The 26628-nt window shown below is 55.9% G+C and carries 25 protein-coding genes and 2 pseudogenes; 10 read left to right on the top strand and 17 right to left on the bottom strand.

Features of this window, described 5'->3' with window-relative positions:
- Positions 1–8 precede the first annotated feature (8 nt).
- Together ACQY4M_RS16475 and hemH are read left to right on the top strand one after the other, a co-directional pair.
- Positions 9–848 carry a methyltransferase domain-containing protein gene (locus tag ACQY4M_RS16475; RefSeq protein ID WP_428546338.1) on the top strand — a complete coding sequence of 280 codons (840 nt, stop codon included), beginning with the start codon at positions 9–11 and terminating at the stop codon, positions 846–848.
- Between the two features lie 51 nt (positions 849–899).
- Entirely contained in the window at positions 900–1904 is a 1005-nt protein-coding gene (hemH, locus tag ACQY4M_RS16470; protein WP_428546335.1) for a ferrochelatase, read from the top strand.
- Between the two features lie 59 nt (positions 1905–1963).
- On the opposite strand, the gene ACQY4M_RS16465 is transcribed toward hemH, so the two are convergent.
- Positions 1964–2143, bottom strand: coding sequence for a hypothetical protein (locus ACQY4M_RS16465; protein WP_428546332.1), 180 nt, complete (start codon positions 2141–2143; stop codon positions 1964–1966).
- A 94-nt stretch (positions 2144–2237) separates the two neighbouring features.
- Between ACQY4M_RS16465 and ACQY4M_RS16460 the strand changes: the two genes are divergently transcribed.
- On the top strand, positions 2238–3281 hold the full coding sequence (locus ACQY4M_RS16460; RefSeq protein WP_428539221.1) for an IS5 family transposase: 1044 nt from the start codon (positions 2238–2240) through the stop codon (positions 3279–3281).
- A gap of 263 nt (positions 3282–3544) precedes the next feature.
- Here ACQY4M_RS16460 and ACQY4M_RS16455 read toward each other — a convergent pair whose 3' ends face one another.
- Positions 3545–4201: an IS1595 family transposase gene (locus ACQY4M_RS16455; RefSeq protein ID WP_428539609.1), complete on the bottom strand. Its 657-nt coding sequence runs from the start codon at positions 4199–4201 to the stop codon at positions 3545–3547.
- A 48-nt stretch (positions 4202–4249) separates the two neighbouring features.
- Entirely contained in the window at positions 4250–4849 is a 600-nt protein-coding gene (locus ACQY4M_RS16450) for a L,D-transpeptidase family protein (protein ID WP_428546329.1), read from the bottom strand.
- A 174-nt stretch (positions 4850–5023) separates the two neighbouring features.
- On the opposite strand from ACQY4M_RS16450, the gene ACQY4M_RS16445 reads away from it, so the two are divergent.
- Positions 5024–5533 carry a CAP domain-containing protein gene (locus tag ACQY4M_RS16445; RefSeq protein WP_428548225.1) on the top strand — a complete coding sequence of 170 codons (510 nt, stop codon included), beginning with the start codon at positions 5024–5026 and terminating at the stop codon, positions 5531–5533.
- Positions 5534–5548: 15 nt separating this feature from the next.
- On the opposite strand, the gene ACQY4M_RS16440 is transcribed toward ACQY4M_RS16445, so the two are convergent.
- A complete protein-coding gene (locus tag ACQY4M_RS16440; protein ID WP_428546326.1) occupies positions 5549–6043 on the bottom strand; it encodes a L,D-transpeptidase family protein in 495 nt (164 codons plus the stop codon).
- 169 nt (positions 6044–6212) lie between these two features.
- Here ACQY4M_RS16440 and ACQY4M_RS16435 point away from each other — a divergent pair, with 169 nt between their 5' ends.
- Positions 6213–7256: an IS5 family transposase gene (locus ACQY4M_RS16435; protein ID WP_428539221.1), complete on the top strand. Its 1044-nt coding sequence runs from the start codon at positions 6213–6215 to the stop codon at positions 7254–7256.
- 69 nt (positions 7257–7325) lie between these two features.
- Here the strand turns inward: ACQY4M_RS16435 and ACQY4M_RS16430 are convergent, their stop codons facing one another.
- From ACQY4M_RS16430 to ACQY4M_RS16415, 4 genes are read right to left on the bottom strand one after another with little or no spacing between them, the layout of a single operon-like run.
- On the bottom strand, positions 7326–8570 hold the full coding sequence (locus tag ACQY4M_RS16430) for a class I SAM-dependent RNA methyltransferase (RefSeq protein WP_428546323.1): 1245 nt from the start codon (positions 8568–8570) through the stop codon (positions 7326–7328).
- Positions 8567–9739 (bottom strand): CCA tRNA nucleotidyltransferase, encoded by a 1173-nt coding sequence (locus tag ACQY4M_RS16425; protein ID WP_428546320.1) that lies wholly within the window; start codon positions 9737–9739, stop codon positions 8567–8569. The genes ACQY4M_RS16430 and ACQY4M_RS16425 overlap by 4 nt, the downstream gene beginning before the upstream one ends.
- On the bottom strand, positions 9736–10338 hold the full coding sequence (locus tag ACQY4M_RS16420) for a CoA pyrophosphatase (RefSeq protein WP_428546317.1): 603 nt from the start codon (positions 10336–10338) through the stop codon (positions 9736–9738). The genes ACQY4M_RS16425 and ACQY4M_RS16420 overlap by 4 nt, the downstream gene beginning before the upstream one ends.
- Positions 10325–11299, bottom strand: a complete 975-nt coding sequence (locus tag ACQY4M_RS16415; protein ID WP_428546314.1) for an Hsp33 family molecular chaperone HslO — start codon at positions 11297–11299, stop codon at positions 10325–10327. The genes ACQY4M_RS16420 and ACQY4M_RS16415 overlap by 14 nt, the downstream gene beginning before the upstream one ends.
- Positions 11300–11437: 138 nt before the next feature.
- On the opposite strand from ACQY4M_RS16415, the gene ACQY4M_RS16410 reads away from it, so the two are divergent.
- A complete protein-coding gene (locus ACQY4M_RS16410; RefSeq protein WP_428548223.1) occupies positions 11438–11875 on the top strand; it encodes an NUDIX hydrolase in 438 nt (145 codons plus the stop codon).
- Here the strand turns inward: ACQY4M_RS16410 and ACQY4M_RS16405 are convergent.
- Both ACQY4M_RS16405 and ACQY4M_RS16400 read right to left on the bottom strand, forming a co-directional pair.
- Complete coding sequence (locus ACQY4M_RS16405; RefSeq protein WP_428546311.1) at positions 11872–13152, bottom strand: PP2C family protein-serine/threonine phosphatase; 1281 nt, start codon at positions 13150–13152, stop codon at positions 11872–11874. The genes ACQY4M_RS16410 and ACQY4M_RS16405 overlap by 4 nt on opposite strands.
- Before the next feature lie 99 nt (positions 13153–13251).
- Positions 13252–13912, bottom strand: a pseudogene (locus ACQY4M_RS16400) (IS1595 family transposase).
- A 139-nt stretch (positions 13913–14051) separates the two neighbouring features.
- Between ACQY4M_RS16400 and ACQY4M_RS16395 the strand changes: the two are divergent.
- Positions 14052–14384 (top strand): Hpt domain-containing protein, encoded by a 333-nt coding sequence (locus ACQY4M_RS16395; RefSeq protein ID WP_428546308.1) that lies wholly within the window; start codon positions 14052–14054, stop codon positions 14382–14384.
- A gap of 10 nt (positions 14385–14394) precedes the next feature.
- Here ACQY4M_RS16395 and ilvA read toward each other — a convergent pair whose 3' ends face one another.
- Together ilvA and ACQY4M_RS16385 are read right to left on the bottom strand one after the other, a co-directional pair.
- A complete protein-coding gene (ilvA, locus tag ACQY4M_RS16390) occupies positions 14395–15633 on the bottom strand; it encodes a threonine ammonia-lyase IlvA (RefSeq protein WP_428546305.1) in 1239 nt (412 codons plus the stop codon).
- 1 nt (position 15634) lies between these two features.
- On the bottom strand, positions 15635–16405 hold the full coding sequence (locus tag ACQY4M_RS16385) for a hypothetical protein (RefSeq protein ID WP_428546302.1): 771 nt from the start codon (positions 16403–16405) through the stop codon (positions 15635–15637).
- Between the two features lie 135 nt (positions 16406–16540).
- Here ACQY4M_RS16385 and ACQY4M_RS16380 point away from each other — a divergent pair, with 135 nt between their 5' ends.
- Complete coding sequence (locus ACQY4M_RS16380; RefSeq protein WP_428546299.1) at positions 16541–17767, top strand: argininosuccinate synthase; 1227 nt, start codon at positions 16541–16543, stop codon at positions 17765–17767.
- Here ACQY4M_RS16380 and ACQY4M_RS16375 read toward each other — a convergent pair.
- Both ACQY4M_RS16375 and ACQY4M_RS16370 read right to left on the bottom strand, forming a co-directional pair.
- Positions 17757–18464, bottom strand: a complete 708-nt coding sequence (locus ACQY4M_RS16375) for an HAD family hydrolase (protein WP_428546296.1) — start codon at positions 18462–18464, stop codon at positions 17757–17759. The two genes, ACQY4M_RS16380 and ACQY4M_RS16375, sit on opposite strands and share 11 nt — an antisense overlap.
- Positions 18461–19353 (bottom strand): annotated as a pseudogene (locus ACQY4M_RS16370) (aminotransferase class IV). Before ACQY4M_RS16370 ends, ACQY4M_RS16375 begins: the two are co-directional and overlap by 4 nt.
- 138 nt (positions 19354–19491) lie before the next feature.
- Between ACQY4M_RS16370 and msrA the strand changes: the two are divergent.
- On the top strand, positions 19492–20157 hold the full coding sequence (gene msrA, locus ACQY4M_RS16365) for a peptide-methionine (S)-S-oxide reductase MsrA (protein WP_428546293.1): 666 nt from the start codon (positions 19492–19494) through the stop codon (positions 20155–20157).
- On the opposite strand, the gene ACQY4M_RS16360 is transcribed toward msrA, so the two are convergent.
- Positions 20144–21028 (bottom strand): ribokinase, encoded by an 885-nt coding sequence (locus tag ACQY4M_RS16360; protein WP_428546290.1) that lies wholly within the window; start codon positions 21026–21028, stop codon positions 20144–20146. The two genes, msrA and ACQY4M_RS16360, sit on opposite strands and share 14 nt — an antisense overlap.
- Positions 21029–23287, bottom strand: a complete 2259-nt coding sequence (locus ACQY4M_RS16355; RefSeq protein WP_428546287.1) for an NADP-dependent malic enzyme — start codon at positions 23285–23287, stop codon at positions 21029–21031.
- 129 nt (positions 23288–23416) lie between these two features.
- Here ACQY4M_RS16355 and mutS point away from each other — a divergent pair, with 129 nt between their 5' ends.
- Positions 23417–26068, top strand: a complete 2652-nt coding sequence (gene mutS / locus ACQY4M_RS16350) for a DNA mismatch repair protein MutS (RefSeq protein ID WP_428546284.1) — start codon at positions 23417–23419, stop codon at positions 26066–26068.
- On the opposite strand, the gene ACQY4M_RS16345 is transcribed toward mutS, so the two are convergent.
- Complete coding sequence (locus tag ACQY4M_RS16345) at positions 26065–26628, bottom strand: nucleotide exchange factor GrpE (RefSeq protein ID WP_428546281.1); 564 nt, start codon at positions 26626–26628, stop codon at positions 26065–26067. The genes mutS and ACQY4M_RS16345 overlap by 4 nt on opposite strands.

The following is a 26628-nucleotide window of genomic DNA, read 5'->3' as shown; positions in this document are numbered from 1 at the left end:
TATGCCACATGCAAAAGCCCCCGCCGCTAACCGACCGCGCCGCATTATTGCGGTTTCGGGCGCGTGCCACAGGTTCCGCGATGTTCCTGCAACAAGAGGCATTGTTCGAAATCAAGGAAAGACTGGAACAGGTTAACAGGACGTTTACATCGATCGCAATTGTCACGCCTTTTCCGAAAATTTGGGAAGAATTTGCCGAAAATGCCCTGATTCTGCCGGATGACGAGGTTCTGGCGCTGGAAAAGGGCGCACATGATCTGGTGATTCACGCAATGGCGCTGCATTGGGCGAATGATCCGGTTGGCCAGCTGATCCAATGCCAGCGGGCGTTAAAACCCGACGGGTTGTTTCTGGGGGCCTGTTTTGGCGGGGAAACCCTGACCGAACTGCGCGTGGCGCTGGCCGAGGCCGAAGTGGCGCTGACCGGTGGCCTGTCGCCGCGCGTGTTACCGATGGGCGAAATTCGCGAGCTGGGGGCGTTATTGCAACGGGCCGGTTTTGCCCTGCCGGTGGCCGATACCGATCTGCGCACGGTCAGCTATGGCAATATGTTCGCCCTGCTGCGGGATCTGCGCAAAATGGGCGAATGCAACGCATTGGCCCAGCGCCGCAAAGTTTTCGCGCCGCATGATCTATTTGCCAAGGCTGCCCAAATATACGCAGGCAATTTCGCACTGGACGAGGGGCGCGTCAAAGCGACCTTTGAAATGATCTATCTGACGGGCTGGGCACCGGATGAAAGCCAGCCAAAACCCCTTCGCCCCGGTTCAGCCACCGCGCGGCTGGCGGATGCGTTGAATACGGATGAAACACCTCTACCGGACTCCGCGCCAAAGGGGCGCATTTGATAAACACGGCAGAACCGCTAAGCCGGTGGGACCAATGAACAGGAAACAGCAATGACCAAGACAAACAAAGTGGGCGTTCTGATTGCCAACCTTGGCACGCCGGACGGGTATGACTACTGGTCCATGCGCCGGTACCTAAGCGAATTTCTGTCGGATAAGCGGGTGATCGATTATCCGGCATGGAAATGGCAACCACTGTTGCAACTGATCATCCTGTCCAAACGCCCTTTTTCATCGGGAAAAGCGTATCAATCCATCTGGAATCACGAGGCCGGAGAAAGCCCGCTGATGACCATCACCAAAGCGCAGGTTGGCAAGCTGAAAGCGGCTCTAACACAGCGGTATGGCGATGATGTGGTGGTGGATTTCTGTATGCGCTACGGCAACCCGTCAACCAAATCCAAGGTGCAGGCATTGCAAGACGCAGGCTGTGATCGCATTCTGTTTTTCCCGCTTTACCCGCAACACGCAGGTGCCACCACCGCCACCGCCAATGACGCCTTTTTTCAGGCCATGAGCGCCGCGAAACCACAGCCACAGGCGCGGCTGGTTCCGGCCTATTGCGGTGATCCGATGTATATCGACGCCTTGGCGCAATCGGTGGAAACGGCCTATGCGAAAATGGACAAACGGCCCGATCTGCTGGTGGTATCCTATCACGGTATGCCAAAACGGTATATCGAAGAAGGCGATCCTTATCTGAAGGATTGCGAGCTGACCTCGAAACTGTTGTTGGAACGGCTGGGATGGGATCAAACCGAAATGGTCACGACTTTCCAGTCACAATTCGGACCTGAGGAATGGTTGCAGCCCTATACGGTAGAAGAAGTGGCGCGGCTGGCCAAAGCGGGCAAGAAAAATATCGCTGTAATCGCACCAGCCTTTTCAGCTGATTGCATCGAAACGCTGGAAGAAATCAACGAGGAAATCGGTGATAGTTTCAAAGAGGCTGGCGGCGAGGTGTTTACCTATATTCCCTGCCTGAATGATGATTATGCCCACATCGCGGTATTGGCCAAGCTGGTGCAGGATAACCTGGCAGGCTGGCTGGAATAGCGCATGAAAAAAGGCGGTGGGAAATCCCGCCGCCTTTCCAATAGAATTCGGTGCTCTACTTAGTTGCTTGCAACAGCAGCAGCCATCAGTAGGATCATCAGCGGAACAACGATACCGCCCGAAGATGCGGTGGTTTCTTCGACAACAACAGTTTCTTCCATTACTGGCGGCTGAAGGTTGCCAGCAGTTGCTGTTGTAGCGGCGACCGCCAGTGCGGCAGCAAGTGTGATCTTTTTCATTGTGTATTTCCTTACTAAGACCTCTGCATAACATCGGGATTCCCCCGGGTTGGCCGTTTTGGTAAGCTAGCCGGGAAATCTCTGGGGTGAATAGATGGACCTTTTCCTGCACGAAGCGGCGGCACGGATCGGCGCGGATGACGTTCTGTCGAAGATCGACGCGCTGATGGATTGGAACTCGTTTTTGCCGATCCTGCGGCGCGGTCTGGGGCGCTCGGGGATCGGGCCTCAGGGCTATGATCCGCTGGTTCTGTTCAAGTGTCTTCTGGTTGGCCAGTGGCACGGGCTGAGCGACCCGAAGCTGGAGCGGGCCTTGAAGGTGCGGCTGGATTTCATGCTGTTCTGCGGGCTCGATCTGCACGCGTCGGTGCCGGATGAGACGACCCACTGCCGGTTCCGCAATGCGCTGGTCCGGGGTGGCGTTTACGATGAGCTGCTGGCCGAGGTCTGCCGCCAGATCGAGGCGCATGGGCTGAAGCTGAAAGAGGCTGAGGCGGCGATCATTGATGCGACCCTGATCGCGGCGGCGGCGCGCCCGCGCACCCATATCGACGCCCCGCAGGACCGGGCAGAGGACGGGGCAAGGGAAGGGACGCCGGATGATCCGCCCGAGGTCTCACCCGACGGGGCACAGCTGCATTTCAGCGCCGACCCTGATGCCCGCTGGGTCAAGAAGGGCCGCAAGAGCACGCTCGGCTACAAGGGCTTTGCCCGCTGCGACGAAGAGGGCTTTATCGACAAGGTGCACACCACGCCCGCCAATGCCGCCGAAAGCCCCGAATTCGCCACCATGATCGCGGGCGCAAAGGCGCAGCGGGTGCTGGCCGACAAGGCCTATGCGAGCAAGGCCAACCGCCAGATGCTGCGCGGCAAATACCGCGACGGCATCCTGCGCAAGGCAGCGCGCGGCCGCCCCCTGCGGCAATCGGAGAAACGCTTCAACCGGCTGATTTCGAAACGCCGCTTCCGCATCGAGCAGACTTTCGGCACGATGAAACGCCTCTTCGGCCTGCAGCGGGCGAGATATTTCGGGCGCGCCAGGGTGCATGCCCAGATGGTCATGGCCGCCATCGCGCAAAACCTGCTCAAGGCCGCAAACAGGATCACCCTCAACCCGCAAACCCCCGCAATCGCATAGCCCCAAACCCCGCCACCCGTCTGTCCGCCGGACCCGCAGGGGCGCAAGGTGGGCGGCCGAAATCTTGCTTCAACCGAAAGCCATGGCCTCATGCAGAGGTCTTTTACTTGTCTTAGCATTCTGGCACACAGAATATGCACCGGAATGCGCCCAAGATTATAACTCGTGCGGGGCCTAAACGCCTGAATTTACAAGAATGCAAGTCCATGGGTTATTACCCTGATTCCAAACCTGATAATTGGGTTAGGGGCTGACCCAGATAACTACTTCAAGTAACGCTTAACCCATTGTCTTAGCTGCAATAACTGAGCTGAAGGGTCACTGTTGTTGAAACGCCACTCGCATTCCTTCAAATATAGCCCAAATTGGGCCTTGGGGACACCGTTAAATCGGCGCATGTGGCGCTTGGCTTGGTTCCAGAAATTCTCGATGCCATTGATGTGGTTGTGACGGTCTGCAAAGAGCTTGGAATGGTTGATGCGAAAGTGGTGGAAGTCTGACACATCCAGCACATTATAACCGCGCCAACAATCGGAATAGACGATGGAATCCGGCACGACTTTGCGCTCTATGATCGGGATCAGAGTGGCGGATTTGGCGTCCGGGATGATCTTGGTGTAAACCTTCCCACCCCTTTTTAATATACCAAAAACGGGAATTTTACCTGCCGCACCACGCCCGCGTTTACCTTTGCGTTTGCCGCCAAAGTAGCTTTCGTCCACTTCTATTTCTCCGCCGAACATAGCTTGGCTTTCCGCCTCCAGCTCATAGGCGATTATCTCGCGCAGGCGTAGAAAATAAAACGCTGCGGTCTTGCGGTTTACACCACACAAACTGGCTGCTGTTCGTGCTGTCGATCCCGAAACAAAATGCTCCGTAAGACGGTCTTGCTTGTAGTGGCTCAGGCGACTCTTTCTCATGCTTCCCATCATAACCTCTTTTTAGGTTATCTGGGTCAGCCCCTTGGGTTAAATAAGCAACACTTGGGTGCCGACCTGACATAGTCCGAACAGTTCGGCGATATCCTCGTTATACAACCCGATACAGCCATTAGACGACCGCCGCCCGATCTTGCGCGTGTCGTGGGTGCCGTGGATGCGGTAATATTGCCAGCTAAGATACATCGCATGCGTGCCCAGCGGATTTTGAGGCCCGGGTGGAATGTAATGTGGCCATTCCGGATTTCTTTTCAGCATTGATGCGGTCGGGCGCCAATCAGGGCCAACCACCTTTTTGATAATGCTGGTTCTGCCGCGGCGGGTCAGGTCATCGGTCATAGGTACGCTAGTTGGGTACAATTTATATATTGACTGATCCTCGGACCAGAAATGCAGTGCACGCGACGTGGTATCAACCAGAATCGCGCCCTTTTTCAGGTTTGTAAAATACGGTTGCCACTGCAACGAACGGAAGCTGGAAATATTCCGGGTAACGGACCCAGAAATAGCCGATTCCATCTCGGTTGATCCAGATTGCGCCAACGCGGGTGTGGCAAGCGCACCCAACGCAGCAGCTGAAGTGCCCAGAAAAAGGCGGCGATTCAGCTTGTTGTTTGATTTCGTACTCATATTTACTACTCCATCTCGAAAGAATTCGCGTTTTCATGGCTTATATATGGCGATAAAGTCGCAGTCGCAAATCAAACAAGCGTTAACTTGCCAGATCACTGTAAAGTGCGTTTGATCCGCAACGCTGTTCCCTATACAGACGGTTTGAACAATCAACAACAAATGGCTATATTTATGTCCCGACTGTTAATTCTGGCCTTCACGGCCCTGTTTGCCCTTTCCGCATGCGAAACACCCGGCCCGAAACTTGGCCCTGACGGAAAACCCTTGCCGCACGTTTACAGGATTACTGCCGGCAGCAAATCCAAGATCGAGCTTCGCATGGTGGATGCGGTTAATACCTTGCGCGATGCTGCTGGTGTTCCTCCTGTTAGTCTAAACGCGCAACTGACGGCCGCTGCCGCCACACATTCGCGCGATATGTCGGTGCAAAACCGCCCATGGCACTTTGGGTCTGATGGCTCGTCGCCGCTTGATCGGGTCAAACGCAGTGGTTATCCAGGCATGATGCTGGGGGAAAACATATCGGAGACTTACGAAACCGAGCTGGAAACCCTAAGCGCATGGATGGCCAAAGCCGATACTCGCGCCGTTATTCTGGACCCGAACGCCAAGGACATGGGGTTCGCCTGGCATCAGGATAAAAACGGCAAGATCTGGTGGACAATGGTTACTGGTGGTTAATTGCCGCCGGCAACCTTATGGAAATATCGAAATTGGCGTGCCGTCTTTGACCATCGCATAGATATCGCGCATCTGTTTGTTTGAAACCGAAATGCACCCGGCGGTCCAGTCGGGGCGTTTCGGGTCCCCAGCACGTCTGCCACCGTGGATGAAAATATCTCCGCCAGGGGATTTTCCCAAAGCCCGCGCCGCCGCACGATCCTTTGCGTTGGGGTAGGAAATGCCAATCGACAAATAGAACGCGCTGTTCGGGTTGCGCCGGTCAATTGTGTATTCACCTTCCGGGGTGCGCCCGTCACCTTCGAAAACTTTATGGCCGCTAGGTACAAAGCCTAACTCGATATCATATGCCCGCAAGTAGTTATCCCCGTTCATCAAATATAGTTTGCGCTGTTCTTTGAAAATCAACACACGGGTAACTTCAGGCCCATTATATGTTTTAAACTTTGATGCACAGGCACCCAAAGTCGCCACGACTGTAATTAGAAATAAAATTTTGAAAATACGCATTTTTGCCTGCTTTGCTCGAATTTTTCGATAGCAATATAGCAAGTCAGCCGCGCGGCAAACCTAAATTTTCATCCGATTCTTGTCACTTTAAAAGACCTCTGCATAACATCGGGATTCCCCCGGGTTGGCCGTTTTGGTAAGCTAGCCGGGAAATCTCTGGGGTGAATAGATGGACCTTTTCCTGCACGAAGCGGCGGCACGGATCGGCGCGGATGACGTTCTGTCGAAGATCGACGCGCTGATGGATTGGAACTCGTTTTTGCCGATCCTGCGGCGCGGTCTGGGGCGCTCGGGGATCGGGCCTCAGGGCTATGATCCGCTTGTTCTGTTCAAGTGTCTTCTGGTTGGCCAGTGGCACGGGCTGAGCGACCCGAAGCTGGAGCGGGCCTTGAAGGTGCGGCTGGATTTCATGCTGTTCTGCGGGCTCGATCTGCACGCGTCGGTGCCGGATGAGACGACCCACTGCCGGTTCCGCAATGCGCTGGTCCGGGGTGGCGTTTACGATGAGCTGCTGGCCGAGGTCTGCCGCCAGATCGAGGCGCATGGGCTGAAGCTGAAAGAGGCTGAGGCGGCGATCATTGATGCGACCCTGATCGCGGCGGCGGCGCGCCCGCGCACCCATATCGACGCCCCGCAGGACCGGGCAGAGGACGGGGCAAGGGAAGGGACGCCGGATGATCCGCCCGAGGTCTCACCCGACGGGGCACAGCTGCATTTCAGCGCCGACCCTGATGCCCGCTGGGTCAAGAAGGGCCGCAAGAGCACGCTCGGCTACAAGGGCTTTGCCCGCTGCGACGAAGAGGGCTTTATCGACAAGGTGCACACCACGCCCGCCAATGCCGCCGAAAGCCCCGAATTCGCCACCATGATCGCGGGCGCAAAGGCGCAGCGGGTGCTGGCCGACAAGGCCTATGCGAGCAAGGCCAACCGCCAGATGCTGCGCGGCAAATACCGCGACGGCATCCTGCGCAAGGCAGCGCGCGGCCGCCCCCTGCGGCAATCGGAGAAACGCTTCAACCGGCTGATTTCGAAACGCCGCTTCCGCATCGAGCAGACTTTCGGCACGATGAAACGCCTCTTCGGCCTGCAGCGGGCGAGATATTTCGGGCGCGCCAGGGTGCATGCCCAGATGGTCATGGCCGCCATCGCGCAAAACCTGCTCAAGGCCGCAAACAGGATCACCCTCAACCCGCAAACCCCCGCAATCGCATAGCCCCAAACCCCGCCACCCGTCTGTCCGCCGGACCCGCAGGGGCGCAAGGTGGGCGGCCGAAATCTTGCTTCAACCGAAAGCCATGGCCTCATGCAGAGGTCTTTTTAAGGTGAAAGCAGCAGCCATTTCGACATGGGTGGACCAGCGGAATTGATCAACCACCGTCACTGGCCCCATTTTATAACCCGCCTGCATCAGAATTTTTGCATCACGGGCAAAGGTAACCGGATTGCAGGAAACAGCCGAAACAACCGGCACCTGTGCGGTGGCAATTTCCATCATCTGGTATTCGGCACCGGCACGGGGCGGGTCAATCACCACAGCGTCATAGCGTTTCAATTCGTCCGGCAGCAACGGGCGGCGAAACAGATCTCGGGCCTCGGTGGTGACACGTTTCAGGCCGGTTGCCATCCGCCAACCCTGATCCAGTGACTTTAGCATATCGGCTTCGCTCTCAACTGCGCGGACCTCGGCGTTTTCGGCCATCGGCAGGGCAAAGGTGCCACAACCCGAAAACAGGTCAGCAATGTGTTTTGCACCCAAAACAGTCTCTAACACGGCAAAAAGCAGGGCATTTTCACCCTCCTGCGTGGCTTGCAAGAACGCACCGGCTGGCGGATTCACCCGCGCCTTGCCAAAGGTTTGATAGGGCGGCCTGATCTCGGCGATCATTTCGCCGTTCCACGTCAACCGCGCCAGCCCGTGTTCGCCCGCCATTGCGCCCAATGTCATCAACATCTGCCCTTCCAGCGGCTTTGCCCCTTCGACGGACACATCCACACCGGCATCCGAGCGCGTTACGGTAAAGCGCACCTCGCCCTTGCGCGAGGCCCCGAAAACCGTCAGCGCCCGCAGGGCAGGAACAGCGGCCAGCAGGTCAGGGTGCAACAACTGGCAATCGGGGATTTCAGTTATCACATCGGACGCCCGCGCGTGAAACCCGACCAGCGCGTCCTTTTTCGTGCGCCGTCCGGTAAACACCGCGCGGCGCCGGGCGCGGGGCGGGGATGTGTGAACCGGCAGCATTTCAGCGGCAATATCCTGTGCCGCCAATGCCGTGCGCACCACATCCTGTTTCCATTCGGCAACAAAATCATCCGAGGCATGTTGCAACGCGCAACCCCCGCAGGCTTTGTAATGCCGACAGGGTGCTGCAACGCGATCAGGCGAAGGGGTGACAATTTTCGGTGTCGCAATCCGACCCTCGACAATCTCGCCGTCAACCTCTTCGCCGGGCAGGGTGCGGGGGGCAAAAATCGGCCCTTCGGCAATACCGTCGCCGTGATGGCCCAGACGTGTGATTGTAACACTCATGTGCTTTGGTCCTTTGATATGCCCAGCAACTGCTCTTTGCCTAAAGCAAAGCCCGAGGCAACCCATTTACGCTCCAGATCCTTTAGTTTCTTGCCCAGCGCGGCACCCTGACAGGCCGGCATCAGATCAGCCGCCTTGATCGGGAACTGCGCGGTGGCACCGGTTTTGGCCTGTTCAAACGCGGTTTCATCCAGCGGGGCTTCCATCAGGACCGCGCGCAACAGGATAACGTCCCGCGCCATATCGGCCCCCAAATAATAGCCCAGCACGGCAGGGTTTTGTGAACTGCCAATCCCCTTGCGCAATTGTGCCAGTTGTTTTGCCTCGGCGTTGGACAGTCGCAGCATGGTTTTTACATCCTCTCCACCCAACACGGCCAATCGGCGGATTGGATCAGGTGGAGTGCCGGTTTGCTGTTCCAGATGCACCAGAACCGGCAGATATTTCGCATCCGCCCCCGGCAAAATGGTGTTCAGAACTCCGCTTGCCCCCATCGACGCCGTACTGGGTGCCGGATCGGCTGCGGCCAGTAGCTTCTTGACTTCGGAACCGATGCGTTCTTTAGAAAGTGTCTCTAACCCTGCCAAATTCGCCGCACATGCAGCCAATCCTTCTGCATCCAGCCCTGCATGTACATCACCATACCACGCATGAAACCGGAAAAACCGCAAGATTCGTAGATAGTCTTCTTTGATCCGCCGATCCGCATCCTCGATAAACCGCACGCGCCGCGCCACTAGATCGGGCAGGCCATTCAGCGGGTCCACCACCACGCCATCCTGATCAGCATAAAGCGCGTTCATCGTAAAATCACGGCGCAGGGCATCGTCGGTGATGCTGTCGGCAAAATCCACCACAGCACGGCGGCCATCGGTTTCGACATCGCGGCGGTAGGTGGTGATCTCATACGGGGTGCCACCGGCAACCACCGTCACCGTGCCATGATCAATTCCTGTTGGCACCGATTTCAAGCCCGCCGCCGTGGCCAGCTCAATCAAACGGTCCGGCCGCGCGTTGGTGGAAATGTCGATGTCGTTCACCGGCACATCCAGCAGCGCATTTCGCACGCATCCGCCAACGAAATAGCATTCATACCCCGCCCCCGTCAGCATTTCGCAAACCTGTTGCGTGTGCGGGTCGGTAATCCAGTCGGCTGTGATCTGTGTCATGGGTTCATCCCTTCGGCCAATGCCCGCAGTATCCGCGCGGTGGCGCCCCAGATGTAATAGGGGCCATAGGGCACAGTGTAATACGCGCGACGTTGTCCGCGCCAGCGGCGGCCCTGAACAGAAAACCGTGTCGGATTGGTAACGTGGGATAAGGGAGCGGTGAACACCTCGGCCACTTCGTTATGGTCGGGGGTTGGGATAAATGTGGCTCTAATCAGGCCCAAAATGGGGGTAACAGTAAAATTGGTCACCGTTTCATGGGTCGGCATAGCGCCCAGAATTTCGACTTTTTGCGGTGGCAGGCCGATTTCCTCCTCAGCTTCGCGCAGGGCGGTTTGTTCAAGGCTGTCGTCCGCCTCTTCCTGCTTGCCACCGGGAAAGGAAATCTGCCCCGCATGGTGTTTCAGATGCGAAGCGCGCTTGGTCAGCACAACGTGCATTTCCCCGCCCACATGTTGCAACGCGACCAGAACGGCAGCGGGGCGAAGTGTGCGCATCGGGTCAAGCTGCGCGTCGGGGTTCAGGTCAAAATCACTTGACCCCTGATGCAACCTGCCCAGCGCGGCGGTTATTTTTGTGCGGGTTTCATTCGGTATCATCGGCAGGCTCGGTCGCCTCGAACCCCAATGTATTGGGGTTCATCTCGTAATGCTTGCCGCAGAACTGGCAATCGGCGGTTACCACGCCATCGTCCGTTGTCATATGCGCGATGTCCTTGGCCGAATAGATCGAAAGGCTTTGCCGGACCTTGGCGTGGGAACAAGTGCATCCGAATTCCACCTTTAGCGGATCGAAAATGCGCGGTTGTTCCTCGTGAAACAGGCGCAACAACAGGTCGGTGGGGGCGACAGAGGGGCCGATCAGCTCCAGCTCCTCGACCGTGTCCAGCAGGATGTTGGTGCGGGCCCAGTTTTCGGCATCATCCTCGCCCGACGTTGGCGTGTAATCGGCGCCCACCATCAAAGGCGAGGCATTGGGCATATGTTGCAGCATAATGCCACCGGCCAGCCAGCGTTCATCTTCGCCAGGGGTTTGCGAGCGGCCAAAGGCCAGCTCAAAGCGGGTCGGGATTTGCTCGGATTGCTCGAAATAGGTTTCGGCGCAGTCGGAAAGTGATTTTTTGTCCAGCGGCGTGACGCCCTGATAGGGTTCAGTGCCTTCGCCCTGATCAATCAGGATTGCAAAATAGCCTTTGCCGATTTGCGAAAATGCGGGTTGTTCCGCGTCCAGACGATCCGCATCAAAACTGGCATAAGCACGCATGTGGGCGGGCGCGCCCTCTTTTTCCGGCGCGTAATAATCGGCGGCAAGGATACGCGCAGGGCCATCGCCGCGCACCTGAATCGACAGTTTCCAGCGCAGTTTTATCGTCGGGCCAATCAGCGCGGTCAGCAGGGCGACCTCGGCAATCAGGGCTTCGATTTGCGGCGGGTAGTTATGTTGCGACAGCACCTGTTCCAGCACCCCATCCAGACGGGCAACGCGGCCACGGATATTGGCGCGGTCCAGTTGGAACGGCAGGATGGTGTCATCCCATGCGATCTGCGGGGTCTTTGTCATTTTATTCGTCCTTTGGCGTTCTGTTTTGGCATAGCGCGGCTGATCCGGCAGGGCAACCTGACAGGTTTGTGCGATTATGGTTGATTCCGCGCCTTGGCGGTTTCACAACAGATGGGTATTGAGGGAGTGGATGATAAGATGATCCGGCGATTTGGTGATCCGGTTGTGGCGGGAAAACGCTATGTTATGCGGCCTGGGGCTTATGCGATTTTGCCGTTGGGGCGAAACCTGTTGTTGACCCATCAGGATGAACCGACACCTGAATTCCAACTGCCCGGCGGCGGGATTGATCCGGGGGAATCGGCTATTCAGGCGCTACACCGCGAGGTGTTCGAGGAAACCGGCTGGCGGATCGCCGCACCGCGCAAGCTGGGGGTGTTTAGGCGGTTTACCTATATGCCGGAATACGATCTGTGGGCAGAAAAGTTGTGCCATATTTATATAGCACGGCCTGTGCGGGCATTGGGACCACCAAGTAAGGCGGGACATATGGCGGTTTGGATGAAACCGGACGAGGCTGCGCATCGGCTGGCGAATGAGGGCGACCAGTATTTTGTAGAACAATTGTTCAGTTAGTTGCCGTTGAATTCTAGCAGAACCGCCGAAATATCATCGGGAAAATCCTGATCCCCTGCGTATTGGGTCAAATCCCACATCAGTGCCTCGAGAAAACGGTTTCCGCGCACATTCGCGTTGCGGTTTAATAAATCAGTTACGCCCTCTTCCTCCAGCATCCTGCCTGTTTCATCCGGACATTCAGTGATCCCGTCCGACATCAACAGCAACCTGTCCCCTGCGTTCAGGGTTATCTGGAAATCCTCGAAACTTGCCCCCGGGATCAACCCGACCGGCAAACCACCGTTGCCGCAATATTCCACCACGCCATTCACCCGCTGAATGGCCGGATGCGGATGCCCCGCCTGTGTGGCTGTCACCACGCCTGTGGTCAGATCAATATGCGCCAGCAACAGGGTGAAATAATGCTCGGTCTCCATTTCCTCCAACACAATACGGTTCAGGTGTTCGGTAACGGCCGCCGGACTACGGGCGGTGTATCCACCGCTGTCATCCTGCCGCAACGCCAGGTTCTGATCCGGCGTTGACCCCGACAAAAACCCCGCCAGCCGCGCAGTCATCAAAGCCGAGGTGATCCCGTGGCCGGAAACATCAATTGAATACAGACCGATCTGCGTATCGCTGACCGGGAAAAACCCGACCAGATCACCGCCAACATGCCCGCTGGAGCGCAGCAATAGCGAAACCTCGGCCGCGCCGAAATCGCGATAGCGTTCCTTGACCAGCGATTGTTGCAGTTTCTTGGCCTCGATCAAGTCGCGGTCGATTATGTCGTAAAGGCATTGGATTTCAGCCAGTGCATCGGTGACCAATCGGTTCTTTTCCGTCAGTTCGCGCTGCGTTTGTTGCAATCGTTCGCCGGCGCGGATGCGGGCACGCAGTTCGCTAGCGTTAACCGGTTTGGTCAGGAAATCATCGGCGCCCACGTCCAGCCCATGCGCCACTTCGTCCTTTTCGCTTTTCGAGGTCAGAAGGATGAAATACCCGTAATTGTCCTGCGCCAATTCGCGAAAAGCGATGCAGAATTCCAGCCCGTTCATCCCCGGCATCATCCAGTCGCTGAGGATCAAATCCAGTTGCTCGCGTTTGCAGATTTCCAGCGCTGCATGGCCCGAATCCGCCTCGATCACCTCGTAGCCCCAGCGCGTCAGGGATGACGAAAGAATCCGGCGTTGCACACGGCTGTCATCAACAACCAAAACCCGTTTGATTGCCTCGTCTTGTTCAAGATCTGCCTCGAACAGTTGTATATCTTTTGCCGTGGCCGAATCAGCCATATCCTATGCCTTTTTGCGGGAAAATCCCTTCGCTTGACAGGTTTTGTGGCAGTAATCTTTTAAGGCCAAGTGAATCATAAAAGGGGCTGACCCAGATAACTACTTCAAGTAACGCTTAACCCATTGTCTTAGCTGCAATAACTGAGCTGAAGGGTCACTGTTGTTGAAACGCCACTCGCATTCCTTCAAATATAGCCCAAATTGGGCCTTGGGGACACCGTTAAATCGGCGCATGTGGCGCTTGGCTTGGTTCCAGAAATTCTCGATGCCATTGATGTGGTTGTGACGGTCTGCAAAGAGCTTGGAATGGTTGATGGATGCGAAAGTGGTGGAAGTCTGACACATCCAGCACATTATAACCGCGCCAACAATCGGAATAGACGATGGAATCCGGCACGACTTTGCGCTCTATGATCGGGATCAGAGTGGCGGATTTGGCGTCCGGGATGATCTTGGTGTAAACCTTCCCACCCCTTTTTAATATACCAAAAACGGGAATTTTACCTGCCGCACCACGCCCGCGTTTACCTTTGCGTTTGCCGCCAAAGTAGCTTTCGTCCACTTCTATTTCTCCGCCGAACATAGCTTGGCTTTCCGCCTCCAGCTCATAGGCGATTATCTCGCGCAGGCGTAGAAAATAAAACGCTGCGGTCTTGCGGTTTACACCACACAAACTGGCTGCTGTTCGTGCTGTCGATCCCGAAACAAAATGCTCCGTAAGACGGTCTTGCTTGTAGTGGCTCAGGCGACTCTTTCTCATGCTTCCCATCATAACCTCTTTTTAGGTTATCTGGGTCAGCCCCTCATAAAATTTGAATGATATAGAATCGCAACGGGTTACCCGCTGTTAATCCTTACGACCGTATCAATATGCATAGCCGGGTTTTAGGAGTTGTACTTTGATCAGTTGGGAACGGGTAAATGAATTGCGCGACGAAGTCGGGATCGAGGATTTCCGCGAAGTCGTCGCAATGTTTCTGGAAGAGGTCGAGGATACAATGGTGCGAATGATCGCAGCACCCGACCTGTCACGACTGGAGGAGGACATGCATTTTCTGAAAAGCAGTGCATTAAATCTGGGGTTCTTACAGTTTTCGGACCTATGCCAGGCAGGTGAAAAGGCTGCCGCAAGCGGGCAAGCCGAAACGGTTGATCTGGATGAGGTATTCGAGTCTTACGCCGCCTCGAAGTCGGTTTTCAGTAAAAAGTTCGGCTGTATGAAAGCTGCCTAGGGTCAGGACCTTAGATAACAAACTCGGCCACGGTTTCGTCATTGGTGATGTCGCTAAAGGTAAATCCGGCCTTGTCCATTTCTTCAAACAGACGGGCGAAGTTTTTGGCGTCATCGGTTTCGATCCCGATCAGCACCGAGCCAAAATTCCGCGCCGATTTCTTCATGTATTCGAAACGCGCAATATTGTCATGCGGGCCAAGGATTGACAGGAAATCCTTTAGCGCACCGGGGCGCTGCGGCAGCCGCAGGATGAAATATTTCTTCAAACCCAAATAGCGCTGGGCACGTTCCTTGACCTCGGGCAGGCGTTCAAAATCGAAATTGCCGCCGGAGGTCACACAAACCACGGTTTTACCTTTGATCTGGTCGGCCAGCGTAGGCAGCGCATCTACCGAAAGCGCGCCTGCTGGTTCCAGAACAATGCCCTCAACATTCAGCATTTCCACCATCGTTGTGCAAATCCGGTCTTCTGGAGCCAGCAGGATATTATCGGCGGGGATGTCTTTTAATACCTTGAAGTTTTCTTCGCCAATACGGGCCACAGCAGCCCCGTCGACAAAGCTGTCGACCTTGTTCAGCGTGACAGGTTTGCCGGCGGCAATCGCGGCTGTCAGGCTTGGACCGCCAGTTGGCTCAACATAACGGATTTTGGTATCCGGCGCCTGTTCGGACAGGTAGGATTTAATGCCGGAAGACAGCCCCCCACCCCCAACCGGCAGCACCACCATATCCGGCGCGCGGCCCAGTTGCTCCAACATTTCCACCGCGACCGAGGCCTGCCCCTCGATCACATCCACATCATCGAACGGTGGCAGGAAATGCGCGCCGACTTCGTCGCAATAACTGCGGGCCGAAGCAAGCGTGTCATCGAAATAATCCCCAACCAGGCGGATTTCGATGTTATCACCGCCAAAAATGCGGGTCTTGTTTACCTTTTGCTGTGGTGTGGTGACAGGCATAAAAATCACCCCCTTCACCCCGAAATGGCGGCAAACAAAACCCACCCCTTGCGCATGATTTCCGGCACTGGCGCAAACGAAAACGTCCTGATGATCGACCACCTTGCGCATCGCATTCAACGCCCCGCGGATTTTGTAGGAGCGCACCGGCGAAAGATCCTCGCGCTTTAGCCAGATGTCGGCACCATAACGGGCAGACAGATGATCATTGCGCTGCAACGGTGTCGGATCAAACAGGGTGCGCATTGCGGTGGTGGCGGTGCGGGCATTTTCGGTGAATTGTGACATCCTACAGCTCGCGGTTTTCGACATAGACACCATAAAGGGTGGTCAGAATACTAACGCTGCCCATCATGATAAACCAGCCGACAACATGGGTATAGACAAGGTTTAGAATCGAGGACGGGTCAGGGTGGAAGTAACTGGGTAGTTTCAAAATTCCGGCTGCAATAAGCCCAAGAACCATCAACTGGATAATCGCCCCCGAAGCGGGTTTTGTTAGCGTCAGGGATTCCCCAATACCCACCGGTTTGCCCAAAGCGGCAGCCGGCAAAGACAGGCTTAGACGATAGAAAACATAGATTACCGGCCCCATAACCATTATCTGAAGCAAAAGCTGCAAAACAGGTCCCTCTTGTAAACCGACGAGTCCGGCAAGAATAACACCGGCAATCATGCCAACGATCAACGCAACAAAGGCGATAATCAGGCCAAGTAGAATGGAGGTGAAAAAATAGGCAAGAATCCGGTCAAAATTAAAGGATGGCAACATTGCACCGGGGTTTTCCTCTAATAGAATATAGCGATGCCAGCTGACAGCGACCCACAGGCTGGTGATTGCCCCGATCAGCATAGTTACAAACCACGCCCCCCAGAAACCCTGTGGAGCCAAAAACAAATAGCCGGATTCCATACCATTCAGCACATCGCCGTATTTGCTGCCAAAATAGATCCCCACAACGGAATTGATCAGATACAGCACCATTGAAATCCTGAGCGCCGCGCCCAGATTGTTAAAGATCATCCCCAAGGAATGAGTAAATATCTTCCAGCCCTGCATTATTCATTCCTTTTCAAAAACCAAACTTCCCCGTTGATACCCACCGCAATTATAGCGGGTCAACCGCACATGGCTTGCCCTTTGGCCGAAATGGGGATAATCGCCAATAAAACCCGATGGATGTTGGAGAAAAAAATGTCTGCGCCTAAAAAAGTTGTGCTGGCCTATTCCGGTGGCCTTGATACTTCGATCATTTTGAAGTGGCTGGAAATCGAATACGGCTGCGAGGTCGTGACCTTTACCGCCGATCTGGGGCAGGGCGAAGAGCTGGAGCCGGCCCGCAAAAAGGCCGAGCTGCTGGGCGTGAAACCCGAAAACATCCATATCGAGGATTTGCGCGAGGAATTCGTGCGTGATTTCGTTTTCCCGATGTTCCGCGCCAATGCGCAATACGAAGGGCTGTATCTGCTGGGCACCTCCATCGCGCGGCCGCTGATTTCCAAACGGCTGGTGGAAATTGCCGCTGAACATAATGCGGATGCAGTGGCGCATGGCGCAACCGGTAAGGGCAATGATCAGGTGCGGTTCGAATTGGCGGCCTATGCGCTGAACCCGGACATCAAGGTGATCGCACCGTGGCGGGAATGGGATTTATCCAGCCGCACCCGTCTGTTGGAATTCGCCGAAGCGCACCAGATTCCGATCGCCAAAGACAAACGCGGCGAGGCCCCGTTCAGTGTAGATGCCAACCTGCTGCACACATCTTCCGAGGGCAAAGTGCTGGAAGACCCCGCCATTGAGGCCCCCGATTACGTTTACCAGCGCACGGTCAATCCCGAAGACGCGCCCGATCAGCCGGAATTCATCGAGATCACCTATGAAAAGGGCGACCCCGTTGCGCTGGACGGCAAGCCCCTGACGCCTGCCGAAATGCTGACCGCGCTGAACGAGTTGGGCGGCAAGCACGGCATCGGCCGCCTTGATCTGGTCGAAGGCCGGTTCGTCGGCATGAAATCACGCGGCATTTACGAAACACCCGGCGGCACTATCATGCTGGAAGCACACCGCGGCATCGAAAGCATCACGCTGGACCGTGGTGCGGCGCATCTGAAAGACGAACTGATGCCGAAATACGCCGAGCTGATCTACAACGGATTCTGGTTCAGCCCCGAACGTGAAATGCTGCAGGCGCTGATTGACCAGTCACAAGAACACGTCATGGGCACCGTGCGGCTGAAGCTGTACAAAGGCATGGTACAAACCGTTGGCCGCTGGTCGGATCATTCGCTTTATTCCGAAGAGCATGTGACATTCGAGGATGACGCCGGTGCCTATGATCAAAAAGACGCCGCCGGTTTCATCAAGATCAACGCGCTGCGCCTGAAACTGCTGGCGGCACGGGACAAGCGGGTTAAAGGCTGATTTTAGCCGCTTCCAATCTCCGGTAAAATGGTAGGGCGTGTTCGGTTAGTTCCGAATAGGCCCCTTTCATATCCGGCAACGGCCCCTCGACCCCCGCAAACCCCGTGCTGTTATGCACAGCGCCATACCAATGCGGCGCCCATGCGCCATCGTCCTTGTGACCCCCTGCAGACCACGACAACATCGCCGGATCAAACGGCAAATCCAGCGCATCGCACAGGGCGCGCAACATCCCTTCGGGGTTTTCGCGGATGTCATGGGAATCAATCACGATCGGATCATCGCAGGCGTCGAACAATTCCGCCTGTTGCCAGAACCCGATATCATCCAGCGTCGGGTTATCGCGTTTGGCGGCATAGCTGGCAATCACGCGGGCCGGATGGCGGATCAGGAACACGTTTTTCACCTGTTTCATCCAGCCTCGATCCACCCCGTCAATCATATGCTGGGTCATGTGTTTTTGATAGAAGTGCGGCTTACCCTCAGGGTGCGGCCCAACCAGACGCGCCGCCACCTTATCCGCATCCGTTTCCCCTGCGGCCAGAATTTCATCACGCATCGGATGCTTTAGCCCCGTCATATCCAGATAGGCCGCATAGAACGGCTCGTCCCACACGGCGCAATCCGCACGCGCACCAAAAGAATACATCATTGCCGTTGAAAGGTTCCGCGGGCCGGACCACATTGCAATCTTCATTTTGCTATTTCCTGCTGGATTAGAGCCTTATACAGCCCCTGATACGTTCCGTCACCGGCCCCAATTCGCCGCTGCCAATCACCCGCCCGTCAATTTCGCTGATAGGGGATTGCGCACCAAAGGTGCCTGTCAGAAAGGCCTCGTCCGCACCGTAAGTATCGACCAGCGAATAGTTGCGCTCGAACACCTCAATATCATTGGCGCGGCACAGGTCGATCACCTTTTGGCGGGTGATGCCGTTCATGCAATAGTCGCCGGTGCTGGTCCAGACCTGCCCCTTGCGCACGATGAAAAAGTTGCAGGCGTTGGTGGTGTTCACAAATCCATGCACATCCAGCATCAAGGCCTCGTCCGCGCCGGCCTTTTCGGCGGCGATACAGGCCAGAATGCAGTTCAGCTTGGGATCCTGCGTCATCGGCAAGCCGCGCTGGTGCGGCACGGTGGCCAGCCGGATCGGGCGCGGGGCTTTGGGTTTGGAATGTTCCATGATGATTACCATGGTCGGACCGGAGACCGACAGACTGGGATGCTGGAACGGCAGCCGTTTCACCCCGCGCGTCACCATCAGACGGGCGTGGACATCGGTGTGCATGTCATTGGCGGCGCGGGTTTGCTCAAGTGCTGCAAAAACCTGATCCCGTGTCATGCCGATATCCAGATCAATCGCCTTGGCAGCCTCGAACAGCCGGTCCAGATGCTCGTCCGCAAAGGCCCAGCACCCGTCATATAGACGCAGCCCTTCCCACACACCGTCACCCAGCATGAAACCGCTGTCGTAAACGCTGACCATCGCCTCGGCCCGAGGCTTCATTTTGCCATCAACGTAAATCAGCAGCGATTCATTGCGCGCATCTTCTTGCGCCTGATGGGTGGTGACGTGATCGGACATTTTCGGACTCCTTATCTGCCCAGACGTTAGCGCAGATCAGTCACATCGCAAGTGGTAAATCCTGTTCACTGTGGCGTGAGGCGGGTTGTGCAGAGGCTGCGCATAAAACAAGCTGTGGAAAACCCAAGGAGACCAAGCATGAGCCTCAGGAAGTATTCGCTCAAAAGCATCATACTGTTTATCGCCATACTGGCAGGTGTCGTTTTGAACCATTCACGCGCCTATGCAGCGCAGACGAAAACAATGGTGGTGGCAGGCGGCTGCTTCTGGTGTGTTGAATCCGATTTTGAGCGGGTGCGCGGGGTGGTCAAAGCTGTTTCGGGTTTCACTGGCGGGCACACGAAAAACCCGACCTACAAACAGGTAAAAGCTGGTGGGACCGGCCATTTCGAGGCCGTGCAGATTACCTATGATCCAGACAAGATCAGTTATGAAACGCTGCTGAAACTGTTCATCATGTCAATTGATCCAACTGACGGCGGGGGACAATTTTGTGATCGTGGAGATAGTTATCGCACAGCTATATTCGTCTCTAATCCAAGGGAAAAGGCCATAGCTGAAGCAACTATTCGATATGCCAAACGTGCTTTACATCGTAGGATACGCACCCAGATATTACCGGCTGACCGGTTTTACGTCGCTGGTCCGCCGCATCAGAATTACTATAGGGGAACACGGCGGGTTCTGACACGGTTCGGGATAAAGAAGCAATCCCAAACCTACCAAGCCTATCGCAAGGCTTGTGGTCGTGATGCACGAGTACAGCGCCTATGGGGTGCAAATGCTCCGTTTATCCATCATTAACGGTCAAAAATTCCGCAACTTCATCTGATGACGGAATCACGTCCGCCGTCCCCTTGCGCGTCACCTTCAATGCCGCAGCCGCCGACGCGCGGCGCATTGTGTCCTGCACGTTCATCCCCTGGTCCAGCCCCGCCGCAACATAACCGGCAAAGGTATCGCCTGCGGCCGTGGTATCGACAGATTTGACGGGGAACGAAGGGGTATAGCTGGTTTCGCCGGTTTCGGGCTGCAACCACATCGCCCCGTTTGACCCTTTTGTGACGATAATTTCGGAAATCGGAAGTGAGGCCAGATCAGTCTCTAATCCTGCGCAAAGCTGCTCTGATTCAACCTGATTCATCATCAGGATCGTGACGTATTCCATCACATTCTTAACCGCCTCCACTGAAAATGGTGCAGCAGAATAGATCACCTTCAAGCCGCGATCATGGGCAATCTTCGCGGCCTCGACCTGAAGCGTAGTTTCGTTTTGCAAAAGCAGGATGTCGCCCCTGTCAGCCCCACCCAGAACCTGTTCGATCTGTGTCACTGACTGGCAATTGTTCGCACCGGAAAAAATCACAATCTCGTTTTCCCCGCCCGTATCCACGTTTATAATCGCATGGCCCGTTGGTGTTTTTACCGTTTGTATATGCTGCGTATCCACCCCGAAACCGGTAATCCGGTCAACGGCCCATTGCCCATCCGGTCCGACAGCACCGATATGAACCACCTTTGAACCCGCTAGCGCAGCGGCAACCGATTGATTGATCCCCTTGCCGCCCAACCCAGTCGAAAACGCATCCGCCGCCAGCGTTTCCCCCGCCCGGGGTAAATGCGGCACCTGATAGAAATGATCGGCGTTGATCGAACCAAGGTTATAGATCGTCATCTAACCCACCTTGCAGGCCGCCAGAATGGCCATGTTCAGAATGTCGTTCGAGGTCGACACGGTGGAACATATCTGGATCGATTTATCAATCCCGGTCAGGATTGGTCCGATCACCGTTGCCCCCGCCATTTCCTGCATCAGCTTGACCGAGATCGAAGCCGAATGTCGCGCCGGAACCACCAGAACATTCGCGGGGCCGGTCAGGCGGCTGAACGGATATTGCGCCATCGCCTTGGCATTCAGGGCCACATCTACGGTCATTTCACCCTCAAACTCGAAAGAAACACCGCGTTTTTCCAACACATTCGGCGCAAGGTGCATTTTTTCGGCCCGTTCGGACACCGGATAGCCGAAAGTCGAAAAGCTGACAAAGGCCACACGCGGTTCTAACCCGAGGGATTTGGCCACATCCGCACCACGTTCGGCAATCGTGGCCAGATCTTCTTCATCGGGCCATTCATGCACCAGCGTATCGGCAATCAACACGATTTTCCCGCCTTGCAACACTGCGGTTACCCCGACAGCCCCGTCTGCGGCAGTGGCATCAAACACATGGTTGATCAGTTGCAGCACATGTGCCGATTTACGCGTTGCCCCTGTCACCAACCCGTCGCCATGTCCATGTGCCAGCATCAGCGCTGCAAACACATGCCGGTCCCGCGCGGCGAGCTTATGCACATCGAAACGGTCAAATCCTTTGCGTTGCAGCCGCCGATATAAAAAATCCTTATACGTCGTAAGATGCTGCGTATTGGCGGCGTTTACCACCTCCAGCTCGTCAACTGCATCTGCCATGCCGATTGCTTCCAGCTTGGACTTAACGTCATTTTCTCGACCAACAACCAAAGCATGGCCCAGACCGGCCCGCTGATATGCTACCGCAGCCCGCAACACACGAATGTCGTCACCTTCAGCAAAAATCATCCGCCGTTGCGCCGCTTTAGCGCGGGCGTGGATGCCGCGCAGAATCGACGCTGTAGGATCAAGCCGTTCTTTCAATGATTCCCGATAACCTTCCATATCGACAATCGGACGACGGGCGACGCCGGTGTCCATGCCTGCCTTGGCCACGGCAGGCGGAATTGTATATATCAAGCGCGGATCAAACGGGGCGGGGATAATGTAATCACGACCAAAACTCAGCGCACGGCCATAAGCCATCGCCACTTCGTCCGGCACATCCTCGCGCGCCAGTTCGGCCAGGGCATGGGCGCAAGCGATTTTCATCTCGTCATTGATAGCGCGGGCGTGAATATCCAGCGCCCCACGGAACAGGTAGGGAAAGCCCAGCACGTTGTTCACCTGATTGGGGTAATCCGAACGGCCCGTGGCAACGATGGCATCCTCGCGCACCGCGTGGGCCTCTTCCGGCGTAATTTCCGGATCAGGGTTTGCCATTGCAAAAATAACCGGGTCTTTGGCCATGTTAGAGACCATTTCCTGTGTTACTGCGCCTTTGGCAGACACGCCCAGAAACACGTCAGCACCCTTCATGGCTTCATCCAGTGTACGCAAGTCGGTGTTGGCGGCATGGGCCGATTTCCACTGGTTCATACCCTCTTTACGGCCCTGATAAATCACGCCTTTGGTATCACACAGAAGGCAATTATCATGTTTGGCCCCGATCGATTTTATCAGCTCGATACAGGCAATCCCCGCAGCCCCCGCCCCGTTCACCACGATGCGGCAATCTTCGATCTTTTTGCCTGACAGATGTAACGCGTTGATTAGCCCGGCGGTGCAAATCACTGCTGTTCCGTGCTGATCATCGTGAAAGACGGGAATGTCCATTTCCTCTTTCAAACGCTGTTCGATGATAAAACATTCCGGTGCTTTGATATCCTCAAGGTTGATCCCGCCAAAGGCAGGCCCCATCAGGCGCACGGCATTGATGATTTCTTCGGGGTCTTCTGTATCCAGCTCAAGATCAATCGAGTTTACATCGGCAAAGCGTTTGAACAGAACCGCCTTGCCCTCCATAACCGGTTTGGACGCAAGCGCACCCAGATTTCCCATGCCCAGAATGGCCGAGCCATTGGTGATTACCGCGACCATATTACCTTTATTTGTATAATCATACGCCGTTTCTGGGTTTTCCGCGATGGCTTCGACCGGAACTGCCACACCGGGGCTATACGCCAGCGATAGGTCACGCTGGGTAGTCATTGGTTTGGTCGGTGTCACTTCGTATTTGCCGGGAACAGGCTTCAGGTGATAGGCGAGCGCCTCTGCATCAGTGAATTTGTTATTGTTGGACATCGTCGAACTTTCTGTTTTCGTTTATACCCCAATAACGCCGAATTGGGCCGGTCACAACATCGGCCTTTTGCGGGTTCCACATCGGGCGGCGAATTTGTAGTATCGCGGCAGTTTGAACCGGGGGGTTAGATGAATATCGCCAAAACATCCGTCACGCCAATGATGGCACAGTTTCTGGAAATAAAAGCCGATCATCAGGATGCGCTTTTGTTTTACCGGATGGGCGATTTTTACGAGATGTTCTTTGACGATGCGGTCGCGGCAGCCGAGGCGCTGGATATTGCCCTGACCAAACGGGGCAAACATCTGGGGCAGGACATACCGATGTGCGGCGTCCCCGTACGCGCGGCCGAGGGGTATTTCCTGACGCTGATCCGCAAAGGGTTCCGCGTTGCGGTTTGCGAACAGATGGAAGACCCCGCCGAAGCCAAAAAACGCGGCTACAAGGCAGTGGTCAAACGCGAGGTTGTGCGGCTGGTCACGCCGGGCACATTGACCGAGGATTCATTGCTGGACGCGCGACGGCATAATTTTCTGGCGGCCTATTCCGAGGTGCGCGGCGAAGGGGCATTGGCGTGGGTCGATATATCCACCGGCGTGTTTCATGTGATGCCTTGCCCACGGGTAAAACTGGGTCCGGAACTGGCACGGCTGTCCCCGCGTGAACTGGTGGTGTCCGAGCAAATGGAAGCGGATTTAGCCGAGTTAGTGACTGATATTGGGGCATCCCTAACCGCCTTATCCCCAGCCAGTTTTGACAGCACAGCGGCGGAAAAGCGGCTGACCGGACTGTTCAAGATCGGCACGATGGAGGCTTTTGGACAGTTTTCCCGTGCGGAAAATTCGGCAATGGGGGCGATTGTCGAATGGCTGGACATTACGCAAAAGGGGCAGTTGCCCTTATTGCGCCCACCGGTGCGTGAAAGTGCGGACGGGGCGATGCAGATCGATGCGGCGACGAGGCGGAATCTGGAACTGACCCGCAGCTTAAGCGGCGGGCGTGACGGAAGCCTGATTGCGGTGATTGACCGGACCATCACGGCGGGCGGCGGGCGGTTGCTGGAACGGCGGTTGTCCAGCCCATCGCGAAACCTGTCAGCCATCCATGCGCGGCTGGATGCGGTTTCCTTTATGATCGAAAACAGCGCATTGGCCGATGCCCTGCGCGATGATCTGCGCAAAGCCCCCGATATGGACCGCGCGGTTTCGCGTCTGGGTCTGGATCGGGGCGGGCCACGGGATTTGACGGCCGTGCGCGATGGTCTAACGCAGGCCGGCAGCATTGCGGTGCGGGCGGGCGGGTTGGAATTGCCCGAAATTCTGGCCGATGCGGTGGATGCCCTGCGCGGACACGACGAATTGCTGAACCTACTGGAACAGGCACTGGTTGCCGATCCACCCTTGCTGGCCCGCGATGGCGGGTTCATCGCACCCGGCTATAACGCCGATCTGGACGAGGCCCGAACCCTGCGCGATGAAGGGCGCAGCGTGATTGCCGCAATGCAGGCCGAATATATCGAGAAAACCGGCATTCAGGCACTGAAGGTCAAGCATAACAATGTGCTGGGCTATTTCATCGAAACCACGGCGAAACATGCCGATGCCATGCTGTCCGCCCCCCTGTCCGAGACATTCATCCACCGACAAACCACAGCCAATGCGGTGCGGTTCACCACGGTACCATTGTCAGAGATGGAAACCAAAATCCTGAACGCGGGCAACAGAGCGTTGGAAATTGAAAAGCGGCTCTATTCCACGCTAAAAGACGCCATTCTGGCCCAATCCGGCCCCGTTAATCTGGCCGCTGCCGCGCTGGCGGAAATTGATCTGGCCTGTGCCTTTGCCGATCTGGCAACAGGTGAAAACTGGTGCAAACCTGTTGTCGATGACAGCCGAGCCTTTGAAATTACTGGTGGGCGGCATCCGGTGGTGGAACGAGCCTTGCGCCAACAGGGGGGTGCACCGTTTATTGCCAATGACTGCGATCTGGCCGATGGCTCGGACGGGGCGGATATATGGCTGCTAACCGGTCCGAATATGTCGGGTAAATCGACATTTTTGCGCCAGAATGCGTTGATTGCCCTGCTGGCGCAGATCGGGTCCTATGTTCCGGCAGATCGCGCCCATATCGGGCTGGTTTCGCAATTGTTCAGCCGCGTTGGGGCTTCGGATGATCTGGCGCGGGGGCGATCGACATTTATGGTAGAAATGGTCGAAACCGCCGCGATCCTTAATCAGGCAGACGACCGCGCGCTGGTTATTCTGGATGAAATTGGACGGGGAACAGCCACCTATGACGGGTTGTCCATCGCATGGGCCACGCTGGAACATTTGCACGATGTAAACCAAAGCCGCGCGTTGTTCGCCACGCATTACCACGAAATAACCGCCCTGTCCGACAAACTGGACGGGGTGGATAACGCCACAGTGACGGTCAAGGAGTGGGAAGGTGATGTGATTTTTCTGCACGAAGTAAAAAAAGGTGCGGCGGATCGGTCATACGGGGTGCAGGTGGCACGATTGGCCGGATTGCCGGAAACCGTGGTGGCCCGTGCGCGGGTTGTTCTAGAAATGTTAGAGAAGGGCGAGCGCGAAGGTAAAGTCGGGCAAAAAGCTTTGATCGACGATTTGCCCCTTTTTTCCGCAACACCCGCACAGGCAGCGCCAATGCAAGCGAAAGAATCGGAAATCGAAAGCCGTTTGAAGGACATACTGCCGGACGAGCTGACCCCGAAAGAGGCGCTCGCCCTGCTATATGAATTGAAAGAGCTGGAATCCTAGCCCTTAGGCGTGGACGAAACGCCAACTTGCGCCGGGCGCAGCAGGCGGTCGTGCAGCATGAAGCCTTCGGCCGACACCTGAATGATATCGCCGGCTTTGGTATCAGGCAGGGGTGCCTCGAACATGGATTCGTGGAAATTCGGGTCGAACCGGTCACCAACCTTAGGCGCAATCCGCACAATCCCGTGCTTTTCAAACACATGAAGCAATTCGCGCATGGTCAGCTCGATCCCTTCGATCAATGCGCCCGATGTTGCGCGCTGCTCATCCGTCACAGTTTCCAACGCCCGCTTCAGGCTGTCATAAACCGGCAGCATATCGCGGGCCATCTTGGATCCGCCGTATTGCTCGGCCTCGCGCCTATCACGCTCGCTGCGTTTGCGCGAATTTTCAGCATCCGCCAGCGCCCGCATGAAACGGTCTTTCATCTCATCCCGTTCGGCGCGCATTTGCTCCAGCTCGTCTACCTCGGCAGCCTCGTCTTCTTCTGCGATCCGGTCCTGCTCGGCTTCGAGCGACTCGATATCGTCCAGAAATTCGTCTTTGTTCTCGTTTGCCAT

It is taken from the genome of Profundibacter sp. (genome assembly GCF_965277155.1).
Taxonomy (GTDB): domain Bacteria; phylum Pseudomonadota; class Alphaproteobacteria; order Rhodobacterales; family Rhodobacteraceae; genus Profundibacter.
This window is presented reverse-complemented; position numbering and strand designations above follow the sequence as displayed.

Bases quoted from the DNA above. Each gene is read 5' to 3' on its own strand.
- ACQY4M_RS16475 (WP_428546338.1), top strand. From the start codon at position 9: ATGCAAAAGCCCCCGCCGCTAACCGACCGCGCCGCATTATTGCGGTTT.
- hemH (WP_428546335.1), top strand. From the start codon at position 900: ATGACCAAGACAAACAAAGTGGGCGTTCTGATTGCCAACCTTGGCACG.
- ACQY4M_RS16465 (WP_428546332.1), bottom strand. From the start codon at position 2,143: ATGAAAAAGATCACACTTGCTGCCGCACTGGCGGTCGCCGCTACAACA.
- ACQY4M_RS16460 (WP_428539221.1), top strand. From the start codon at position 2,238: ATGGACCTTTTCCTGCACGAAGCGGCGGCACGGATCGGCGCGGATGAC.
- ACQY4M_RS16455 (WP_428539609.1), bottom strand. From the start codon at position 4,201: ATGAGAAAGAGTCGCCTGAGCCACTACAAGCAAGACCGTCTTACGGAG.
- ACQY4M_RS16450 (WP_428546329.1), bottom strand. From the start codon at position 4,849: ATGAGTACGAAATCAAACAACAAGCTGAATCGCCGCCTTTTTCTGGGC.
- ACQY4M_RS16445 (WP_428548225.1), top strand. From the start codon at position 5,024: ATGTCCCGACTGTTAATTCTGGCCTTCACGGCCCTGTTTGCCCTTTCC.
- ACQY4M_RS16440 (WP_428546326.1), bottom strand. From the start codon at position 6,043: ATGCGTATTTTCAAAATTTTATTTCTAATTACAGTCGTGGCGACTTTG.
- ACQY4M_RS16435 (WP_428539221.1), top strand. From the start codon at position 6,213: ATGGACCTTTTCCTGCACGAAGCGGCGGCACGGATCGGCGCGGATGAC.
- ACQY4M_RS16430 (WP_428546323.1), bottom strand. From the start codon at position 8,570: ATGAGTGTTACAATCACACGTCTGGGCCATCACGGCGACGGTATTGCC.
- ACQY4M_RS16425 (WP_428546320.1), bottom strand. From the start codon at position 9,739: ATGACACAGATCACAGCCGACTGGATTACCGACCCGCACACGCAACAG.
- ACQY4M_RS16420 (WP_428546317.1), bottom strand. From the start codon at position 10,338: ATGATACCGAATGAAACCCGCACAAAAATAACCGCCGCGCTGGGCAGG.
- ACQY4M_RS16415 (WP_428546314.1), bottom strand. From the start codon at position 11,299: ATGACAAAGACCCCGCAGATCGCATGGGATGACACCATCCTGCCGTTC.
- ACQY4M_RS16410 (WP_428548223.1), top strand. From the start codon at position 11,438: ATGATCCGGCGATTTGGTGATCCGGTTGTGGCGGGAAAACGCTATGTT.
- ACQY4M_RS16405 (WP_428546311.1), bottom strand. From the start codon at position 13,152: ATGGCTGATTCGGCCACGGCAAAAGATATACAACTGTTCGAGGCAGAT.
- ilvA (WP_428546305.1), bottom strand. From the start codon at position 15,633: ATGTCACAATTCACCGAAAATGCCCGCACCGCCACCACCGCAATGCGC.
- ACQY4M_RS16385 (WP_428546302.1), bottom strand. From the start codon at position 16,405: ATGCAGGGCTGGAAGATATTTACTCATTCCTTGGGGATGATCTTTAAC.
- ACQY4M_RS16380 (WP_428546299.1), top strand. From the start codon at position 16,541: ATGTCTGCGCCTAAAAAAGTTGTGCTGGCCTATTCCGGTGGCCTTGAT.
- ACQY4M_RS16375 (WP_428546296.1), bottom strand. From the start codon at position 18,464: ATGAAGATTGCAATGTGGTCCGGCCCGCGGAACCTTTCAACGGCAATG.
- msrA (WP_428546293.1), top strand. From the start codon at position 19,492: ATGAGCCTCAGGAAGTATTCGCTCAAAAGCATCATACTGTTTATCGCC.
- ACQY4M_RS16360 (WP_428546290.1), bottom strand. From the start codon at position 21,028: ATGACGATCTATAACCTTGGTTCGATCAACGCCGATCATTTCTATCAG.
- ACQY4M_RS16355 (WP_428546287.1), bottom strand. From the start codon at position 23,287: ATGTCCAACAATAACAAATTCACTGATGCAGAGGCGCTCGCCTATCAC.
- mutS (WP_428546284.1), top strand. From the start codon at position 23,417: ATGAATATCGCCAAAACATCCGTCACGCCAATGATGGCACAGTTTCTG.
- ACQY4M_RS16345 (WP_428546281.1), bottom strand. From the start codon at position 26,628: ATGGCAAACGAGAACAAAGACGAATTTCTGGACGATATCGAGTCGCTC.